The organism is Streptomyces sp. JLBJ103 (assembly GCF_058215575.1).
In genome coordinates this window covers 6,692,399-6,712,576 of the sequence record NZ_CM177089.1, presented here as the reverse complement: position 1 = coordinate 6,712,576, position 20,178 = coordinate 6,692,399, and the positions used below count along the sequence as shown (strand labels likewise).

The following is a 20,178-nucleotide window of genomic DNA, read 5'->3' as shown; positions in this document are numbered from 1 at the left end:
TCGCCGGACTGCCGGCCTCAGCAGACGCCTGCCACGTGTCCAGGCACGACAAGTCCGGGGTACGCCGGACCACTCCGGGGTCCCCGGGCCACTGGAACAGACAGAGACAGATGGGGTTGTTCGCATGGAGAACGAGGACAAGCTTCGCCAGTATCTCAAGCTGGTCACGAGCGACCTCTACCAGGCTCGCAAGAAGATCACTGAGATGGAGGCCCAGGACACCGAGCCGATCGCCATCGTCTCGATGGCCTGCCGCTTGCCCGGCGACGTCTGGTCGCCGGAGGACCTCTGGGAGCTGGTCGCCAGTGGAACCGACGCGATCGGCGACTCGCCGACCGACCGGGGCTGGGACATGGACAGCATCTACGACCCGGAGCCCGGCAAGCCCGGAAAGACGTACACCCGCGAGGGCGGCTTCATGTCCGGCCTGGCCGACTTCGACGCGGATTTCTTCGGCATCTCCCCACGCGAAGCTCTTGCCATGGACCCGCAGCAGCGGATCGTCCTCGAGGCCGCCTGGGAGTCGTTCGAACGTGCCGGCATCGACCCGGAGACCCTCCGCGGCACCGAGACAGGTGTGTTCATCGGCTCGAACACCCATGACTACGTGCCGTTGACCGTCACGGCACCCCGCGAGGTCGACGGCTATCTGCTGCTGGGCAACGCGCCCAGCGTGCTCTCCGGCCGCGTCGCGTACACGTTCGGCTTCGAGGGCCCCGCTGTCACCGTCGACACCGCCTGTTCCTCTTCGTTGGTCGCGATGGACTACGCCGTTCGGGCCTTGCGCCGCGGCGAGTCCACGATGGCTTTGGTCGGCGGCGTCGCGTCGATGTGCTCGCCACTGGTCATGGTCGACTTCAGTCGACAGCGCGGGATCGCGCCCAACGGCCGGTGCAAGGCGTACGCGGACACCGCGGACGGCACCGGCTGGTCGGAGGGGGTCGGCCTGGTCCTGCTCGAGCGGCTCTCCGACGCGCAGGCCAACGGCCACCCGGTGCTTGCCGTCATCCGTGGTTCGGCGATCAACCAGGACGGTGCCTCCAACGGCCTGACCGCTCCCAACGGCCCCGCCCAGCAACGGGTCATCCAGGCGGCGCTGGCCGACGGCCAGGTTCCGATGGAGCAGGTCGACCTGGTCGAAGGGCACGGCACCGGCACCCGGCTGGGCGACCCGATCGAGGCACAGGCCCTGCTGGCCACCTACGGCCACAAGAAGAAGGACGGCGAGCCACTGTGGCTGGGCTCGCTGAAGTCGAACGTGGGTCACACCCAGGCGGCCGCGGGCGTCGTCGGCGTGATCAAGGCAGTGATGGCCATGCGCCACGGCGTCCTCCCCAAGACGCTGCACGTGGATGAGCCGACGCACGAAGTGGACTGGTCGGCCGGCGGGGTCAAGGTGTTGACGGAGAACCGCCCGTGGCCGGAGAACGAGTGGCCGCGCCGGGCAGGTGTGTCGTCGTTCGGCATGAGCGGTACCAACGCGCACGTCATCCTCGAGCAGGCGCCCGCGCCGGAGGCGGTCGAGGCCGAGCCGGTGAGCGCACAGCCGACCGCCTTGCCCTTCCTGCTCTCCGCCCGTACTCCGCAGGCCCTGGCCGGTCAGGCGACGCGGCTCCGTGACTGGCTCGCCGACGAGGACGTCGCCCTGCTCGACGTCGCGAAGTCGCTCGCGCTGCACCGCGTGACGTTCGAGCACCGCGCCGCCGTGGTCGCGGGCAACAAGGAGGACCTGCTCGCGCAGCTCGACCTGCTGGCCGGCGGCGGCAGCGGTGCCACGGCGGTCGTCGGCACCGAGTGCCGCGGTCTCACCGCGGTGATGTTCCCCGGACAAGGCTCACAGCGCATCGGCATGGGCGCCCAGCTCGCGGCCGCGTTCCCCGCCTTCGACACGGCGTACTCGGAGGTGCTGGGGTGGCTCGACCCCGAGCTGCCGCAGATCATCGCCGAGGGCGGCCCGACGCTGGATCGGCCCGAGTACGCGCATCCCGCGCTGTTCGCGATCGAGGTGGCGCTCTACCGCCTGGTCGAGTCGTGGGGTCTGCGGCCCGACCACCTGCTCGGTCAGTCCTGTGGGGACATCGCGGCGGCGCACGTCGCGGGGGTGCTGTCGCTCAAGGACGCGGCCACCATGGTCACCGCCCGAGCACGGCTGATCCAGACCTCGGCCGCCGGCGTGATGGTCTCGGTCGCGGCCGGCGCCGACGTGGTGGAGCCGGTCATCGCCGACATCGAGGGCGTTTCGCTCGCCGGTATCAACAGCCCGAGCTCAGTCACCCTCTCGGGGCTGGAGGGCCCGGTCGAGGCGGCTGTGGCGCGACTGTCCGAGCTCGGCCACGCGTCCCGCACGCTGCGGGTCGGCGTCGCGGGCCACTCGGTCACGATGGAGCCGATCCAGGCCCAGTTCCGGGCCGTGGTGGAGACCTTGACCTATTCGGCCCCGACCATCCCGATGGTGGTGCCCGCCGAGGTGCTGTGCACCCCTGAGTTCTGGGTCCGGCAGATGCGCGACCCGGTGGACCTCGTCGGCGGCGTGGCTCGGCTGCGCGAGCGCGGCGTCACCCGATTCATCGAACTGTCGCCCGCCGCGTCGATGAGCAGCGACGTACGCAAATGCTATGGCGACGAGTCGGTGGTGGTCACGCCGTCCCTCCGCAGTCGGCGCGACGAGGTGGAATGCATCGCCGTGGCGATGGCTACCCTGCACGCCGCCGGCGTCGAGGTGGACTGGGCAGCCTTCTTCGCCGACACCGGCGCGCAACGCGTCGACTTGCCCACCTACGCGTTCCAGCACGAACGCTTCTGGCTCGAGACCAGCCACGTCGGAGGGCACGACCTCAGTTCGATCGGCCTGCGCTCGGTGGACGCCCCGCTCCTGGGTGCCGGCGTCTCGCTCGCCAACGACGGCGGCTTCCTGTGCACCGGCCGGCTGTCGCTCTCCACCCAGCCCTGGCTTGCCGACCACGCCCTGTTCGGCCGCACCCTGCTGCCCGGCACCGCATTCGTCGAGTTCGCGCTGCGCGCGGCGGACCAGGTCGGCTGTGAGCTGGTCGAGGACCTGACCATCGAGGCCCCGCTGCTGCTGGAGCGAGGCGGCGTGGCGCTGCAGATCGTGGTCGGCGAGCCGGAGGAGTCCACCGACCGACGGTCGATCACCATCTGGTCGCAACAGCAGGACCCGGACTCCCCCGACATCGACGCGGCCTGGACACGGCACGCCAGCGGCTTCGTCTCAGCGACCGCTGGTGTGAGCCGCGACGACCCCGAGATGGCCGAGTGGCCACCCGCCGGTGTCGAGGAAGTCGAGCTCAGCGATCTTTACGAGACCTTCGCCGCGGCCGGGTACGCCTACGGGCCGGTGTTCCGCGGCCTGAAGGCCGCCTGGCTGCGTGACGGGGAAATCTTCGCCGAGGTGGCTCTGCCCGAGCACGTGGGCGACGCCGGCGCGTACGGCATGCACCCTGCCCTGCTGGACGCCGCGCTGCACGCGATCGCGGTCACCGGCACCACCCAGGGTGTCATCCCCTTCGTGTGGTCGGGCGTCCGGCTGTACGCCGTCGGTGCTTCCGCGCTGCGCGTACGAGTGACTCCGGTGGGGACCGACACAGTGGCACTGCTGGTCGCCGACGGGACCGGCCGCACGGTGCTGTCCGTCGACTCGCTGACCTTGCGGTCCGCCACCGCGGAACAGATCGCCGAGAGTGCTCCCCAGGCCCACGACTCCCTCTACGAGATCGAGTGGATCTCCGCGGGTGAGGTCGAGGCCTCGTCGCCCACCGGCTGGGCGAACCTGGGCGGCGGCGCGCCCACGACAGGCACGGCGTACGACGGCTTCCCCGCGCTGCAGGCCGCCCTCGACGCCGGGGGCGAGGTGCCCACTGTGGTGCTGGCCGCTCCCGGTCACGACCACGACCACGACGTGGCCGCAAACGTGCACTCAGGTGTCAACCAGATGCTCGAACTGGTCCGCCACTGGCTGGCCGACGAACGGCTGGCCACCTCACGGCTGGTCCTGGTCACCCGTGGCGCGTTGGCCACGTACGAGGGTGAACACGTCCGTGACCTGATCGGCGCGGCCCTGCACGGCCTGTTCCGCTCGGCGCGTGCCGAGAACCCGGGCCGGCTCGTCCAGGTCGACCTCGCGCCCGGCGAGCCCGACTCGGCCGTGGTGGCGGCGCTCGACGCCGGGGAGGACGAGGTCGCCGTACGTGCGGGCACGATCCTGGTGCCGCGCCTGGTCAAGGTCTCCTCTTCGACGACGCTCGCGGTGCCGGCGGAGTCGACCGCCTGGCGCCTGTCCGCCCCCCACCCCGGCACTTTCGACGGGCTCGCCTTGATCGAGTCACCGGAGGCGGTCGCACCCTTGGCCGAGGGTGAGGTGCGGGTGGCCGTCCGAGCCGCCGGCATGAACTTCCGGGACGTCATGTCCACCCTGGGCTTGGTCCGCGGTCAAGAAGTGCTCGGCGGCGAGGCGGCCGGCGTGGTGACCGAGGTCGGCCCAGGAGTCATCGGTCTCAAGCCCGGGGACCGGGTGATGGGCCTGTTCTTCGGGCCGTTCGGGCCTGTGGCCGTGGGCGACCACCGGATGGTGGTACCGATCCCGGACGGGTGGTCGTACCTGCAGGCCGCGACAGTCCCGATCACCTACTTGACCGCGTACTTCGGGCTCGTCGACGTGGCCGACCTGCAACCCGGCGAGTCCGTGCTCATCCACGCCGCCGCCGGTGGCGTCGGCATAGCGGCCGTGCAGCTGGCCGCCCATCTGGGCGCCGAGATCTTCGCCACCGCCAGCCCCGCCAAGTGGGCGGCCATTCGCGAGCTCGGCATCCCCCGCGAACGCATCTCGAACTCCCGCACCGCACAGTTCGAATCCGATCTGCTCGGCGCCACCGACGGCCGCGGCGTCGACGTGGTCCTCAACTCGCTCACCAACGAGCTCGTGGACGCCTCGCTACGACTGCTGCCGCGCGGCGGCCGGTTCGTCGAGATGGGCAAGACCGACATCCGCGACGCCGACTGGGCGGCCGAGGCGTTCCCCGGTGTGCGCTATCAGGCGTTCGACCTGCTCGGGGTGGCGCCCGAACGGGTCCACGAGATGTTGGTCGAACTGCTGGACCTGTTCGACCGTGGCGCTCTCACCCTGCCTCCGACCACCACCTGGGACGTCCGCCGGGCCCCGGATGCGTTGAGGTTCCTCAGCCAGGCTCGGCACATCGGCAAGATCGCCCTGACCATCCCGGTGCCCGTCGATCCAGCCGGGACCGTGCTTCTGACCGGCGCCTCCGGCGCACTGGGCGGCCTGGTCGCCCGGCACTTGGTCGCCGAGCACGGCGTACGCAACCTCGTGCTGGCGAGCCGGCGCGGCCCAGATGCCCCCGGCGCCACCGAGTTCGCCACCGAGTTGACCGAGCTCGGCGCCTCGGTGACGACTGTTGCCTGTGACGTCTCCCACCGCGAATCGCTGCTCGGGGTGCTGGCCGCGATCCCCGCCGAACATCCGCTGACCGCGGTTGTGCACATCGCGGGCACCAGCGACGACGGCGTCATCGGCTCGCTGACGACCGAGCAGGTCGACACCGTGTTGCGTCCCAAGGTGGACGCCGGTTGGCTCCTCCACGAGCTGACCAAGGACCTCGACCTCTCCGCCTTCGTGCTGTTCTCCTCCGCCGTCGGGGCATTCGGCGCGCCGGGCCAGGCCAATTACGCCGCCGCCAACGCGTTCCTGGACGCTCTTGCCCGACACCGCCGCGCGTTGGGGCTGCCCGCCGTCTCGCTCGACTGGGGCCTCTGGGCCGCCACGAGCCACATGACGACCTCCCTGCAGGAGGCCGACTGGGAACGGATGACACGCGCCGGCATCAAGGCGATATCCGACGAGGAAGGCCTGGCCCTCTTCGACGCGGCCCTCACCGTCGGCGCCCCGGTGGTGCTACCGGTCCGGCTCAACCTGGCCGCATTCCGCGGGGAGGTGCCGCCCCTGCTGCGCAACCAGGTCTCCGGGCGGGTGCGACGTACCGCCGTCGCGAGTGGCGGCGGTGCCAGCTCGTGGACCCGCCGTCTGCTCGCCCGGCCGCCGGCCACCCGGCATCGGATCGTGCTGGACGCTCTCGCCGCCGAGACCGCGGCCGTGCTCGGGCACACGTCGGCGTCGAGACTCTCGCCGGACCGGACCTTCAAGGACATCGGCTTCGATTCGCTGGCCTCGGTGGAGCTGCGCAACCGGATCACCGCGCTCACCGGCTTGCGGCTGCCGGCAACGGTGGTCTTCGACTACCCGGACCTCACTTCGCTGACCGAATACGTGCTCGGCGAGGTGGTCAGCGCCAGCTCCTCCGCGTCGGCGGCACCCGCGATCGTCACGGCGGACACCAGCGGCGACGCGATCGCCATCGTCGGCATGGCCTGCCGCTACGGCGGCGGGGTCGACTCGCCGGAGGCGTTGTGGGCGATGGTCGAGGAGGGCCGGGACGCCGCCACGGAGTTCCCGTCCGACCGTGGCTGGAACCTGGCCGAGCTGTTCGATCCCGAGCCCGGCCGCTCGGGCACGACCAACGCCCGGGCGGCCGGCTTCCTGCCCGGCGCAACCGAATTCGATCCCGAGTTCTTCGGCATCTCACCTCGTGAGGCCACCGCGATGGACCCGCAGCAGCGTCTGTTGCTCGAGTCGGCGTGGGAGGCGTTCGAGCGTGCCGGTATCGACCCGTTGGCGCTGCGCGGCACGAAGACCGGCGTGTTCGTCGGCCTCAGCGCCCATGACTACGGCAACTTGCTCGCGCTCGAATCGCGCGGTCTCGATGGCCACCTGCTGACAGGAACGGCGCCCAGCGTGGCCTCGGGCCGCATCGCCTACGAGTTCGGCCTCGAGGGCCCCGCGTTGACGGTCGACACCGCCTGTTCGTCCTCGCTGACCACGCTGCACATGGCGGCCCAGGCGCTGCGGACCGGTGAGTCCGACCTCGCGCTGGCCGGCGGTGTGGCCGTGATGTCCACACCGGTGGTGTTCCAGGAGTTCGCGCTGCAGGGCGGCCTCTCCGAGGACGGCCGCTGCCGGGCGTTCGGCGCGGACGCGGACGGCACCGGCTGGGCTGAGGGCGTCGGACTGCTCGTGCTGGAGCGCTTGTCGGACGCCCGCCGCAACGGCCACCAGGTCCTCGCGGTGGTGAAGGGCTCCGCGGTGAACCAGGACGGCGCCTCCAACGGGTTGACCGCGCCCAACGGCCGCTCGCAACAGCGTGTGATCCGAGAGGCGCTGGCCAATGCCGGTGTCTCCGCTGCCGATGTGGACGTCGTGGAGGGACACGGCACCGGCACCAAGCTCGGCGACCCGATCGAGCTGCAGGCACTACTGGCGACGTACGGGCGAGAGCACACCGAGGAAAGCCCGCTCTGGCTCGGCTCTCTGAAATCGAACCTGGGCCACGCGCAAGCGGCGGCCGGCGTGGCCGGGGTGATCAAGATGGTCCAAGCGCTGCGACACGGCCTACTGCCCCGGACATTGAACGCCGAGGAGCCCACCCCGCACGTGGACTGGTCGGACGGTGCCGTGAAGCTGCTGACCACAGCACAGCAGTGGCCAGAGCGCAACCCGCCCCGGCTCGGCGCCGTCTCCGCGTTCGGAATCAGCGGCACCAACGTGCACGTGGTGCTGGAGCAGGCACCGGAGCTCGGCGAGCCGCCCGCTCCGCCCGCGCCCGATCGGGTGCTCGCACAATCCGTCAAGCCGTTCGTCCTCTCAGCACGCGGCGCGGCGGCACTGCGCGGTCAGGCAGCCAGGCTCAGCGCCTACCTCGCCGAGCACCCGGAGGTGGACCTCGACGCGCTCGGCCGCTCGCTCAGCGGCCGAGCCACATTGGAGCACCGGGCCGTGGTGCTCGCCGAAAACCTGGGCACGCTGACCGCGGGGCTCACGGCGATCGCCGCCGGCACGACGGACTCGGGCGAGGACGTCGTGCTGGGCAACGGCGGTGACACGACCCAGCCGGTCTTCGTCTTCGCAGGTCAGGGTGGCCAGTGGAGTGGCATGGCCCTCGACCTCTGGAACACCAGCCCGCTGTTCGCCGCCGCCATGACCGAGTGCGACGCGGCGCTGGCCCCGCACGTCGACTGGAACGGCGCCACACTGTCGGACGTCCTCACCGGCACTCCGGGCGCGCCGAGCCTGGACCGGGTGGACGTGGTCCAGCCCGCGCTGTTCGCGGTGATGGTGTCCTTGGCCCGGCTGTGGCGGTCGCTCGGGGTCGAGCCGGCAGCAGTGGTCGGTCACTCCCAGGGCGAGATCGCGGCGGCCGTGGTGGCCGGTGTCCTCACGCTGGCCGACGGCGCCCGCATCGCCGGTTTGCGCTCGCGCTTGATCGCCGGCCTGACCGAGCGCGGCGGGATGGGCTGGATCGGCCTGCCGGTCGCCCGGGTCCAGGAACGGCTCGTCGACTACCCGGGGCTCGGCGTCGCCGCGGTCAACGGGCCGCGGTCGGTGGTCGTCTCCGGCGCCGCCGACGAACTGCAGAGCCTGTGCGCGGCGCTCGCGGCCGAGGAGGTCCCGGTGCGCACGCTCCTGGTCGATTACGCGTCGCACTCGCACGGGGTGGAGGAGCTGCACGCCGAACTCATCGACGCGCTGGCCGATGTCGCGCCTGCTGAGGCAGAAGTGCCGTTCTACTCCACGGTCACCGGCGGGCGGGTCGACGGCACCGAACTGAACGCCGACTACTGGTATCGCAATCTTCGAGAGACGGTGCGGTTCAGCGCGGCCGTCGAGGCTCTTCTGAACGACGGGCACAGCTGCTTCGTGGAGCTCAGCGCGCACCCGGCCCTCGTCGACGCGGTCGAGGCAGTTGCCGAGGCCCGAAACGCCGAGGTCGCCGCGTCGTGGTCGTTGCGGCGGAACGGCGGTGACGTCGCGTTCACCCGCTCTCTGGCCACGGCCTTCGTGCACGGGGCAACGGTACGCTGGGGGAAGGCGTTTCCCGCCGGAGGGCGAATCGACCTGCCCACTTACGCGTTCCAACACCGCCGGTTGTGGGTCGAGCCCGTCGGCGCGGTGACCGCGAGTGCCGCCGACTTGGGGCTGGCGTCCGCCGATCACCCCCTGTTGGGCGCCGCCGTGGAACGCGCCGGCGAGGACCAAGTGCTCTTCACCGGCAGGTGGTCGCTGGCGACCCAGCCGTGGCTGGCCGATCACGTCGTGCTCGGCACCCTCCTGCTGCCTGGAGCCGCCTTCGTCGAGCTGGTCACCCACGCCGGGCGTCACGTCGACTGCGCCCGCTTGGAAGAGCTGGCCTTTCAGGCGCCGCTGGTGCTCTCGGAGAAGTCAGGTGTGGCGGTGCAAGTCGCGGTCGGCGCCGCCGACTCCACCGGTCGGCGTTCGGTCACGGTGCACTCTCGGCGCACCGAGTCCGGCGCCGACAGCAGGTGGATCCTGCACGCGGAAGGCACGCTCGCCCCTGTCGGTACCGGCCCGGTGCCGGGCAATCTGACGGCCTGGCCGCCAACCGGCGCGGAGGCGGTCGATGTGACCGACATCTATGCTCGGCTCGCCGAGCGCGGATACGCCTACGGGCCTGCCTTCGCCGGGATCCGTGCGCTGTGGCGGGACGGCGAGGACATGTACGGCGAGGTCGCGCTGCCGAGCACGGTCCGTGCCGAGGCGGGGCGGTTCGGCCTGCACCCGGCGCTGCTGGACGCCGCCCTGCAGGTGCCGGTCGCCGGACTGATCGACAGCGAGAGCGAGGCAGTGATGCCGTTCTCCTGGAACGGCATCACCGTGCACACCCGAGGAGCGAGCTCGCTGCGGGTCGCTTTCCGGCGCAAGGGCTCTGACTCCTCCACGATGCTGCTCACCGACGGCGCGGGCGAGCCCGTCGCCTCGTTCGACTCCATCGTCGCGAGGCCGGTCAGTCGTGCACAGCTGCGGAGCGCCGTGGACACCGCGACCGACACGAACGTCAACGACGAGAGCTACCGCGTCAAGTGGCGCGCGCTGCCCAGCGGCACGCGCACGCCGATCGGCGGTACCTGGCTGGCGGTGGTCGCCGAGGGGCAGCCGGCCGAGGGCTGGGCCGCGGAAACCGTGCGCCGCCTCGCTGCCCACGCGCCCGGCCTGGTGACCTGGGCCGTACCGTGCGGGAACCTCGACCGGGCGGCGCTGGCCCAGCGGCTCCGCGAGCTCGCGGCGAACGGCACGAGCCCGGTCGGGGTGCTGTCGCTGTTGGCCGAGGACGAGACCCCGTGCGAAGACTCATCAGCGCTGCCGCAAGGGCTCGCGGGCACGGTGGTGCTCACCCAGGCCCTGCTCGACGCCGAACTCAACGTCCCGATCTGGGCGGTGACCCAGGGCGCGGTGGTGACCGGTCCCCAGGACCGCATCGGCTCGCCCACCCAGGCGCTGGTCTGGGGTTTCGGACGTGTCGCAGGCCTCGAACACCCGCGGCTCTGGGGCGGCCTGATCGATCTGCCGGAGACGGTGGACGACCACGCGGTCGCCGAACTGGCCGGTGTGCTCGCGGGCAACGGCGAGAACGAGGTCGCCGTACGATCCCAGGCCGTCCTGGCCCGCCGTCTGGTCAGGGCGACAGTGCCCGAGCAGGAGCCGCCCGAGTGGCGGCCGCGCGGTACCGTGCTCGTGACGGGTGGCACGGGTGGCCTTGGTGCCGAAGTGGCCCGCTGGCTGGCCGACCGCGGTGCCGAACATCTGGTGCTTGCCAGCCGCAGCGGCGCCGATGCGGCCGGGGCCCAGCGCCTGGTCGAGGAACTGGCCGCCAAGGGCGTCTCGGTCTCGGTGATGGCCTGCGATGTCGCAGACCGGGCCGCCGTGATCGAATTGCTGGCCTCCGTTCCCGCCGAGCGCCCGCTGACCGCGGTCGTGCATGCCGCGGGCAGCCTCGATGGCGGGCCGATCGTCGACACGACGTTGACCGAGTTCGGCGACATCTTGGCTGCCAAGGTGCTCGGTGCGGCGCACCTCGACGAGCTGCTCGACCACGACAGCATCCAGACGGTGCTGCTGTTCGGCTCCATCTCGGCGACCTGGGGCGTCAGCAACCAGTCCGCGTATTCGGCTGCCAACGCGTACCTCGATGCCCTGGCTCGGGAGCGGCACGACCGCGGCGGCCACACCATTTCGGTGGCGTGGGGCCCGTGGGAGGCCGGAATGCTGACCGAGGACGAGGAGATGGCCGACTCGCTGCGCCGCGGAGGTCTGCCCCTGCTGCCGGTGGACTCCGGACTGGCGACCCTGGACCGAATCGTCACCGAGGACGAACCTTGCCCGGTCGTCGCACGAGTCGAATGGGCCCGGTTCCATTCCCGCTTCACCTCGCTGCGGCCCAGCCCGCTGCTGGCCGACCTGCCGGATGTTCGCCAGCTGCCGACGGCGGAGTCCCAGACCTCGGTCGAACGCGGCGCGGCCCTGATCGAGAAGCTCACCGCGCTGCCCGAGGAGGATCGGGAACCGGCCGTGCTCGATCTGGTCTGCTCGCACGTCGCGGCCGTGCTCGGCCACGACTCTCCGGAGGAGGTCGATCGCAAGCGGGCTTTCAAGGACGTCGGCTTCGACTCGATGCTCGCTGTCCAGCTGCGCAACCGGCTCAATGCGGCAACCGGGTTGCGGCTGCCGGTGACGCTGGTCTTCGACTACCCGAATCCGACGAGCCTGGCCTCGTTCCTGCGCTCCGAGGTGGCCGCCAGTGTGCCGTCGCCGACGGACGCGGCACTGGCCGAGTTCGACCGGCTGGAGGCGTCGCTCTCCGCGCTACCGACCGAGGAGACGGAAGTGCGCGACGTCCTCGTCAGCCGGGCGCGAGAACTGCTCAGCCGGCTCTCGGGCCCGACGCAGGCCGCGAGCGCCGAGGGCGACGTGGCGTCGCTGACGGCGGCCTCCGACGACGAACTGTTCAGCTTCATCAACACGCAGCTCGGCCACCAGGACGAGTGATCCGTGTACACACGTGGGACTTGCCGCGGCGTCGGATGAGAGGTTGAGGAGCAGATGGACGACAACGAGCACAAACTGCGGCGCTACCTGAATCTGGTCACGGCAGACCTCGTGCGGGCCCGCAAGCGGTCGGAGGAGCTTGAGCGGCGGGTCGGCGAGCCGATCGCGATCGTCGGCATGGCCTGCCGCTATCCGGGCGGAGTGCGCTCACCGGAAGATCTGTGGGAGCTGGCGATCACCGGGCGGGACGCGATCACCCCGTTTCCCCGCGATCGGGGCTGGGACCTCGACTCGCTCTACGACCCCGACCCGAATCACCCGGGCACCAGCTACACCCAGCAGGGCGGCTTCCTGACCGACGTCGCGGACTTCGACGCGCAGTTCTGGGGCATCTCGCCCCGTGAGGCCACCGCAATGGATCCACAGCAGCGACTGCTGTTGGAGACATCGTGGCAGGCCCTCGAAAGGGCTCGGATCGATCCGCACTCGCTGCACGGCAGCGAGACCGGGGTGTTCGTGGGCCCGAGTGTGACCGACTACGCGGCCCTGTTGGCGCGCTACCCGACCGGGTTCGAAGGGCTCCTGCTCGGCGGCCTGGCAGGAGCCATCATCTCAGGCAGAATCTCCTACCTTCTGGGGCTGGAGGGTCCGGCGGTGACCCTCGACACCGGTTGTTCCTCGTCACTCACCGCCTTGCACCTCGCGGCGGGAGCGCTGCGCGCCGGAGACTGCTCACTCGCCCTGGTCGGTGGCGTTTCCGTGTTGGCCACGCCGGGCTCGTTCGTCGAGTTCAGCACCCAACGCGGGCTCGCTCCTGACGGCCGGTGCAAGTCCTTCGGCGATGCCGCGGACGGTACGTCCTGGGCCGAGGGCGTCGGCATGGTCGTGGTCGAGCGGCTTTCCGACGCCCGCCGCCACCGGCACCCGGTCCTGGCGGTGCTGCGCGGCTCGGCCATCAACCAGGACGGGGCGTCGAACGGGCTGACCGCGCCGAGTGGCCCGTCCCAGCAGCGGGTGATCCGGCGTGCGCTGGCTGCGGCCGGGCTCAAGTCCTCCGACATCGACGCCGTCGAGGCACACGGCACTGGCACGACACTGGGCGACCCGATCGAGGCCCAGGCGCTGCTGGCCACGTACGGGCGTGACAGGCAGCCTGGTCGTCCGCTGTTCCTGGGGTCGCTCAAGTCCAACCTGGGCCACAGCCAGTCCGCCGCTGGAGTGGGCGGTCTGATCAAGACGGTGATGTCGCTTCGGCACGGCATGTTGGCACCGACGCTGCACGCCGACCCACCGTCCACCGAGGTCGACTGGACGGCCGGCGACGTCGAACTCCTGCAGGAGTCGCGGTCGTGGCCGGAGCCGGAGGACCGGCCACGGCGTGCGGCAGTTTCCGCCTTCGGCATCGGCGGCACCAACGCGCACGTCATTCTCGAGGCGGTGCCCGAAGAAAACGCCGGACGGGAGGGCGACGGCGTCGCGCACCGCACGCTCGCGGCCGTTCCCTGGTTGGTCTCCGGCCGCACCGTGGCCGCGATGCGCGCCCAGGCCGCGCGGCTGGCCACCTTCCTGACGAATCGGGCTGAACCGGCCGACCTCACCGACGTCGGATACTCACTGGCCACCACGCGCGCCGCCCTGAACAACCGCGGCGTCGTCGTGGCCGCCGATCGAGACGACCTGCTCGCCGGGCTCAGCGCACTCGCCGGGGGCACACCGCATGCCGCGGTCACGACAGGCACCACAGCGCGCGGACGGCTGGCCTTCCTGTTCACCGGCCAGGGGGCGCAGAAGCTGGGCATGGGCCGCGAGTTGTACGCGGAGCACCCCGTCTTCGCCGAGGCGTTCGATGCTGTCTGCGCGCACCTGGACGGTCCGCTCGGCCGTTCGCTGCGTGACCTGACCTTCGCCGAGGACGACCCGCTGGGCCTGCTCGACCGCACCGGATTCGCCCAGCCGGCCCTCTTCGCCGTCGAGACCGCTCTGTTCCGGCTCGTCGAGTCGTGGGGTGTACGCCCGGACTTCGTCGCGGGGCATTCCATCGGCGAGGTCACTGCCGCGCACGTGGCCGGGATACTGTCACTCGAGGACGCTTGCGCGTTGGTCGCCGCCCGGGCGCGCCTCATGCAGAGCATGTCACCCGGCGGCGCGATGGTCGCTGTCCGTGCGGCCGAAGAAGACATCCTGCCGATGCTGGATCAGCTGACCGGCCTCGTGTCCGTCGCCGCGGTGAACGGTCCCACCTCGGTGGTGCTCTCCGGCGACGAGAAGACGCTCACCACTCTGATGGCGAGACTCACCGACAAGGGCCTCCACCCGCGCGAACTGCGGGTGAGCCACGCTTTCCACTCACCGTGGATCGAACCGATCCTGGCCGACTTCCGATCGGCGATCGAGAGCATCTCGTACGCCGCGCCGCGCATCCCGATCGTGCCGCTCGCTCCGGGCGAAGCGGACCGGGGCGAGCGGATGCGTTCGGCGGACTACTGGGTCGCCCAGGCCCGTGCAGCGGTGCGGTTCCACGACGGTGTCGTGCGCCTGAGCGAGGCCGGTGTCACCACCTACCTGGAGCTCGGGCCGGGCGGGGTCCTCGCCGCCCTCGGCCAGGACTGCCTGCCGCCGGCCGGTCCGGGCGTACCAGAGCGGGCCTTCGTGCCGACACTGCGTCAGGGCCGGGCCGAGCCGGCCGCGCTGCTGGACGCGGTGGCTGCCCTTTTCGTCCGCGGTGTGCCGGTCGACTGGCGCGCGGTCTACGCGGGCACCGGCGCCGCCCAGCTCGACCTGCCCACGTACGCCTTCCAGCGCCGCCGCTACTGGCTGGTCGATCACCTGCCGGCGGGGGCGAGCCTGCTGGCCGACCAGGGCGTCGTCGGCGGGACGGGCGCCCCGCTGCCGGACGCGGTGACGGCCGAGACGGTCACCGAGATTCCCTCCGTACGCGGCAAGATGGCCGATCGCCCGCGCCAGGAGTGGGCGGGGATCCTGCTCGCCGAAGTGCGTGAACAAGTGGCGCGGCTGATGGGCTACGACGCGCTCGAAGACGTGAACCCCCAGCGGGGCTTTGCCGAGCTGGGCTTCGACTCGCTGACCGCAGCCTGGCTCATCGAGCGCCTGAGGGCCGTCACCGGTCTGGAGCTGTCCCGCACACTGGTCATCGACTGGCCGACGCCGCACGCCGTCGCCACACATCTGGCCGACTGCTTCGCCGCGCTCGAGGACCTCGAAACACCACCGGCCGCCCCCGCCGCCGCACCGGCGCGTCCGACGCCGGCGGGCGCGGGCCGGGCGACGCCACCAACGACCGATCCGCTGCCGGTCCTCTTCGCCCAGGCCTGCGCGCAGAACCAGGTGAAGGACGGGTTGGAGCTGTTGGCCGTCGCCGCCCGGATGCGCGTGGGTACCGGCTCGCCGAAGATGCGGGAACCAGTCAGTTTCTCCCAGGGGTTCGCGGGCCCGACCCTGGTCTGCATCCCGTCCGTGATGGCTCCCTCCAATGTCTACCAATACGCTCGGATGGCCGACACGCTGCGCACGACGCACAACATGGCTGTGCTGCCGTTGACGGGCTACGCCGACCACGAGTCCCTTCCCCCGACCCGAACCGATCTGGTGGCTGCGGTCGCTGAGACGGTGCTCGGCAACGTGACCGGCCCCTACGTCCTCGTCGGATACTCCTCCGGCGGCTGGATCGCACACGCGGCAGCCGCCCGACTCAAGGATCTCAACACCGCACCGGAGTCACTCGTGCTGCTGGACAGCCACCTGCCCGGCAGTACGGGTTTGGCCGAGATCCAGGTCGACCTGCTCGGCGACGCGTACGCCGAATGGACCGCGACGCAGCCGCTGCGCGGCGCCGAACTGACCGCGATGGCACACCACCTACAGCTGTTCGACGACTGGGCACCAACCGACATCGGCGGCGTATCGACACTGCTGCTGCGCGCCACCGAACGGATGGGCGGCCAGCCCCGCACAGGCGAGCACTGGCAGGTCCACTGGGGTCCCGACCACGACGCCATCGACGTGCCCGGCACCCACCTGAGCATGATCGACGAACACGCCGCGAGCACCGCCTCAGCAATCAGCGGCTGGCTGGCTCGACGGCCCGCCCATCCCTGACACACCGACTCGATCATGCAAGAAACCCCGTGATCGAAGCACGCCAGTTGAACCGCCCCCCGTCCGTGTCGACTGATCACGCCATAGAGAAGAAGGACATGACTGACAAAATGGATACCCAGCCGGAGTTGGTATCGGACTTCTACGACGTGTTCACCCATATGTTCCTGCGTTTCTGGGGTGAGAACTTCCACTACGGATACTGGCTTTCCGACGAGGACGACAGTTCCGTGGACGTCGCTACAGATCGGCTCACCGACCTGCTCATCGAGCATCTGGGGCTGCGGCCCGGCCAGCGGATGCTCGATGTCGGCTGCGGTATCGGCACGCCCGCGCTCCGCCTGGCCGGTACGGTCGAGGCGGACATCACCGGCGTCACGATCAACTCGGGACAGGCACAGGAGGCCAACGCCCGCGCCGCGGTGGCGGGCCTGTCCCATCGCGTCCGGTTCGATCATGCCGACGCGATGGCGCTGCCCTATCCGGACGCCTCGTTCGACGTGGCCTGGGCGTTCGAATCGCTACTGCACATGGAGCGTTCCCGCGCGCTGGCGGAGATGAGGCGTGTGCTGCGCCCCGGCGGCCGCCTGGTGATCGCGGACACGTGCCAACGTGAACCGATCAGGCCGGAGTACCAGGACATACTCGACGACGCGAAGGCGAAGTTCGCCATCGTCGAACTTCCCAGCATCGACGACTACCGGGCCCTGATCACCGGCGCGGGCCTGGAGTTGGACGAGCTGCTGGACGTCAGTGAGCACACCAGGCGAACGCTGCGGATTATGGCCGATGGCGCGAGCGAGCACCGTAGCACCCTGGAGGAGCAGTTCGGTGACGCGGCCCGACAGTTGATCGAGGTCCTGGTGCATCCGATGTCCGCGCTGCCAGAGTTCGGCTACCTGGTGGCCACGGCGCGCAAGATGCCGTAAGCGCGTTGCTGGCCGGCGCGCGACCACCGATGAGAGGTGGCGCAGTTTGATGCGTGCGTCGTGGGTAGTGAACTGCCAGTTCACCTGACGTTGGTCGGTGTTGGCGGCGTTCTGCCAGGCTGAGAGTTCGGTGGCACGGTGCGAGGCCCGGCAGGCAACGTCGATTCCCAGGTGCAGTCTCAACAGGGTTCCCGTCTGGTGCAGCGGCAGGTTGGCCGTCGTCCAGACCCTCCGCCACGACCCGCATGGCACGTGTTCCGCAGGGCTGTGCTGACCGGACATTCGGTAGCAGCGGTCCGCGCTGGCCGCGGCCACGGGTTCCCAACAGGGACGCACGTGCGTCGGGAGGTTCAACCAGCCGTCGATCAACGTTGAGAAGTCATCCGCAAGCACACGCTTCGGTCAGTGATCCAGCCGTGCCGGAAGAACCGGACCCGACGCACCCTACGCAGCCCCCGAAGATCCCGAAGATCCCGAAGGCCAACGTCGAAGCTAAATGTCAGTGCGGTGCGCTTCACTGTCCGCCATGGAGCTCACGCAAGCGACCGTCAACGACCTGCTGGCCCGACTCGGCCCGGGGGACGGCTACATCTACCTGCCCAGCGACCTGGACCCACAGGACCTGACCGACCTCCTCGCCGACAGGTACGGTGCCCCGCGCACCCTCGTCCTCGACGGCTTCACCGATCCGACGGTCGACGAGTCCAGGGGCGCGGCTCTCCTCGCCCCCTTCGAGGACCGGGCCGTAAAGATTCGGGCGTGGGCGTATGGAGATCAGTGGGTCGGCACGGGTACGGCGCGGGACGCCGAGGGGGCCGAGCGGCCGGTGTTGGTGGTCGCTCACAGGGACGTGCCAGAACCCTTGGCGGTCGCTCCGGACGACGACAAGCACGTCGACTGGATGGAGCGGCTCAGACGGATCACCGGCTGGACACAGCCCGCCCAGCGGCCGGACGTGGACTGGGCGGAGGTGGAGTCGCGCCTGGGCACCGCGCTGCCGAGCGACTACAAGCGCATGGTCGAGACGTTCGGCAAGGGCGCCTTCGACGGATACCTGGACCTGAACCAGGAGCCGTGGACGCGTCTCAGGGAGGACGGTTTGCTCATCTGGGCGGGCACCGAGCACGAGGACCTGTACTGCTGGAGGGCCGACGGCGACGACCCCGACCGTTGGCCCGTCGTGGTCCGGTCCTTTGACGGCGGGGACGTCCCCTTTGACTGCCAGGCCGCGGAGTTCATCTGCCGCATCCTCATCGACCCGCACCACCCATTCACGATGGCCCGCTATTTCGACACCCACTGGTTCATGAACTACCGGGAAAGCGGCTGACCGAACCCCGCCGCCAACGGCCCCGGCTCTCCTCGGACCTACGAGGCTCTCCACACCCGGCATCGCGATTCCAGCGAACCGGCAACGCGACGGATGATCACCTGCTACCGATCACGCCCACGACCGGCACGAGCACCTCAGCCCCCGCCCACGCCAGCCCAATGACCAGCGAATTCACGTTGAACAACTCTCATTGGCTGCGCACGCAGCGCCAGATTGCTTCCAGCCGACTCGTCGACCCAGCCACAGAGTTCATTGAGGCAGCCACGCACGCATGGGAAGCCGTGGCCCGCCCCGAATACGCACACACCCGTCGACGCGACATCGAATCCCGCAAACACCTTGATCCAGCCCTCTACGAGCCGCTGAAGAAAGGATACGTCCTGGCCGTCGCCTGCTCGACCCAGGTACGGATCAACCACGGCCACACCCCTGTCCGCGCGGACACGGTCGCCGCCCGCCTGCCCGAGGAGTCCTGGCACCGGCAAAGCGCCGGAGCCGGAGCGAAAGGCCCGCGCTACTACGACTGGGCCTGGAGACAGACCGGGACCGGCGACCACCGCCACCTGCTGGTCCGCCGCAACCGGGCCACCCGCGAACTCGCCTTCTACCTGTGCCGGTCACCCGCCCCAGCAGTCTTGTCGGAACTGATCCGCGTGGCCGGCACCCGCTGGTGCGTCGAGGAGTGTTCCCAGGCCGCCAAGGGACAGGGCGGCCTCGACCACTACCAGGTCCGCAGCTGGACCGCCTGGCACCGTCACATCACGCTCGCCATGCTCGCCCTGGCCTTCCTGACCGCCATCGCCGCCACCACGGCCCCGACCCGGCCCGACGATCCGAACCGCCCCGAACGCAGCCACGAGCCGATACACCTGACCGTCCCGGAGATCCGCCACCTACTCGCAGCCTCGTTCACCCCACCAACGTCCCCAACCAGACTGCTGCACTGGTCAAACCGGCGCAGACTCCACCAGGCCATGGCCCGGCGAAGCCACTACCGACGACGGCTCGCAGACGCACCCAGCGGATAGCTCACGAAGCCGCACTGGAGTATTAGAAGGCTCATGAAGATCTTGGGTTCTGGCCCTGCCACGTGAGCGGTGGGGCCAGACTGTTTGGTGTGGTGATGGGGGAATGTACCGGGGAGACGGTCGGGCCGGATGTGTTGGAGACCTGCGGGGAGTTGATCCCGGGTGCGCGTTTCTGGCCGAGCATCGTGGTGTGCTGTTTCCGGTGGAGATGTTCCGTATCCGTCGGTGAACGGGCGGCCGAGGCCGAGGACTCCGACGGCCGTGCCGTGCGCTGGCGCATCGCCCCGGGTCACCGCCTACGACCGGATGGTCTCCACCGTCGATCCCGAATCCCGGGACGTCCACAAAACCCGCGCACGCCGGCAGGACGGGTACAAAGCCCACCTCGCGATCGAGCCGGAGACCGGTTATACACCGCTGTCGCCCTCACGCCCGGGGCCGACCCGAGCATCACGAGGCAGCCGTCGGCCTGGACCTGCTCGCCGATGACAACAGCCCACTGGACGTCTTCGGCGACACCGCCTACTCCACCGGCGACGCCCGCCACAGCCTCGACCACGCAGGTCACCGGCTGTTCCTCAAACCCGCCCCGCTGCGGCCTGACTACCGGCGCTGGCGGCCACCTATCGAACACGCCGTCGCCTGGCTCGTCCACCACGGCAACCACCGCCTGCGCTACCGCGGAACCATCGCCGACAACACATGGCTCCACACCCGAGCAGCCGCCCTCAACCTCCGCCGACTGGTCTTCCTTGGCAAGTCAGCGTGTTGAAGTAGTCGTCAGTCAGGACAGCGGCCGCGGCTTCAACAGCGTGGGGCCTCCAGAAGAAGGGACGATCCATCGGT

Annotated in this window: 5 protein-coding genes and 1 pseudogene; all 6 read left to right on the top strand. The window is 70.2% G+C overall.

Going from position 1 to position 20,178, the window contains the following annotated elements:
• Positions 1 to 124 precede the first annotated feature (124 nt).
• The 6 genes and pseudogenes from AC4BEG_RS29655 (at position 125) to AC4BEG_RS29630 (ending at position 20,104) form a co-directional block, all read left to right on the top strand.
• Positions 125 to 11,926 carry an SDR family NAD(P)-dependent oxidoreductase gene (locus tag AC4BEG_RS29655; RefSeq protein ID WP_490702762.1) on the top strand — a complete coding sequence of 3,934 codons (11,802 nt, stop codon included), beginning with the start codon at positions 125 to 127 and terminating at the stop codon, positions 11,924 to 11,926.
• Between the two features lie 54 nt (positions 11,927 to 11,980).
• Entirely contained in the window at positions 11,981 to 16,042 is a 4,062-nt protein-coding gene (locus tag AC4BEG_RS29650; protein ID WP_490702761.1) for a type I polyketide synthase, read from the top strand.
• 29 nt (positions 16,043 to 16,071) lie between these two features.
• Positions 16,072 to 16,971, top strand: coding sequence for an SAM-dependent methyltransferase (locus tag AC4BEG_RS29645; RefSeq protein WP_490702760.1), 900 nt, complete (start codon positions 16,072 to 16,074; stop codon positions 16,969 to 16,971).
• 526 nt (positions 16,972 to 17,497) lie between these two features.
• Positions 17,498 to 18,301 (top strand): SMI1/KNR4 family protein, encoded by an 804-nt coding sequence (locus AC4BEG_RS29640; RefSeq protein WP_490702759.1) that lies wholly within the window; start codon positions 17,498 to 17,500, stop codon positions 18,299 to 18,301.
• Positions 18,302 to 18,645: 344 nt separating this feature from the next.
• Positions 18,646 to 19,332: pseudogene (locus AC4BEG_RS29635) on the top strand (IS701 family transposase); the annotation flags it as partial.
• A gap of 271 nt (positions 19,333 to 19,603) precedes the next feature.
• On the top strand, positions 19,604 to 20,104 hold the full coding sequence (locus tag AC4BEG_RS29630) for a transposase (RefSeq protein ID WP_490707250.1): 501 nt from the start codon (positions 19,604 to 19,606) through the stop codon (positions 20,102 to 20,104).
• The last annotated feature ends 74 nt before the right edge of the window (positions 20,105 to 20,178 follow it).

Bases quoted from the DNA above. Each gene is read 5' to 3' on its own strand.
- AC4BEG_RS29655 (WP_490702762.1), top strand. From the start codon at position 125: ATGGAGAACGAGGACAAGCTTCGCCAGTATCTCAAGCTGGTCACGAGC.
- AC4BEG_RS29650 (WP_490702761.1), top strand. From the start codon at position 11,981: ATGGACGACAACGAGCACAAACTGCGGCGCTACCTGAATCTGGTCACG.
- AC4BEG_RS29640 (WP_490702759.1), top strand. From the start codon at position 17,498: ATGGAGCTCACGCAAGCGACCGTCAACGACCTGCTGGCCCGACTCGGC.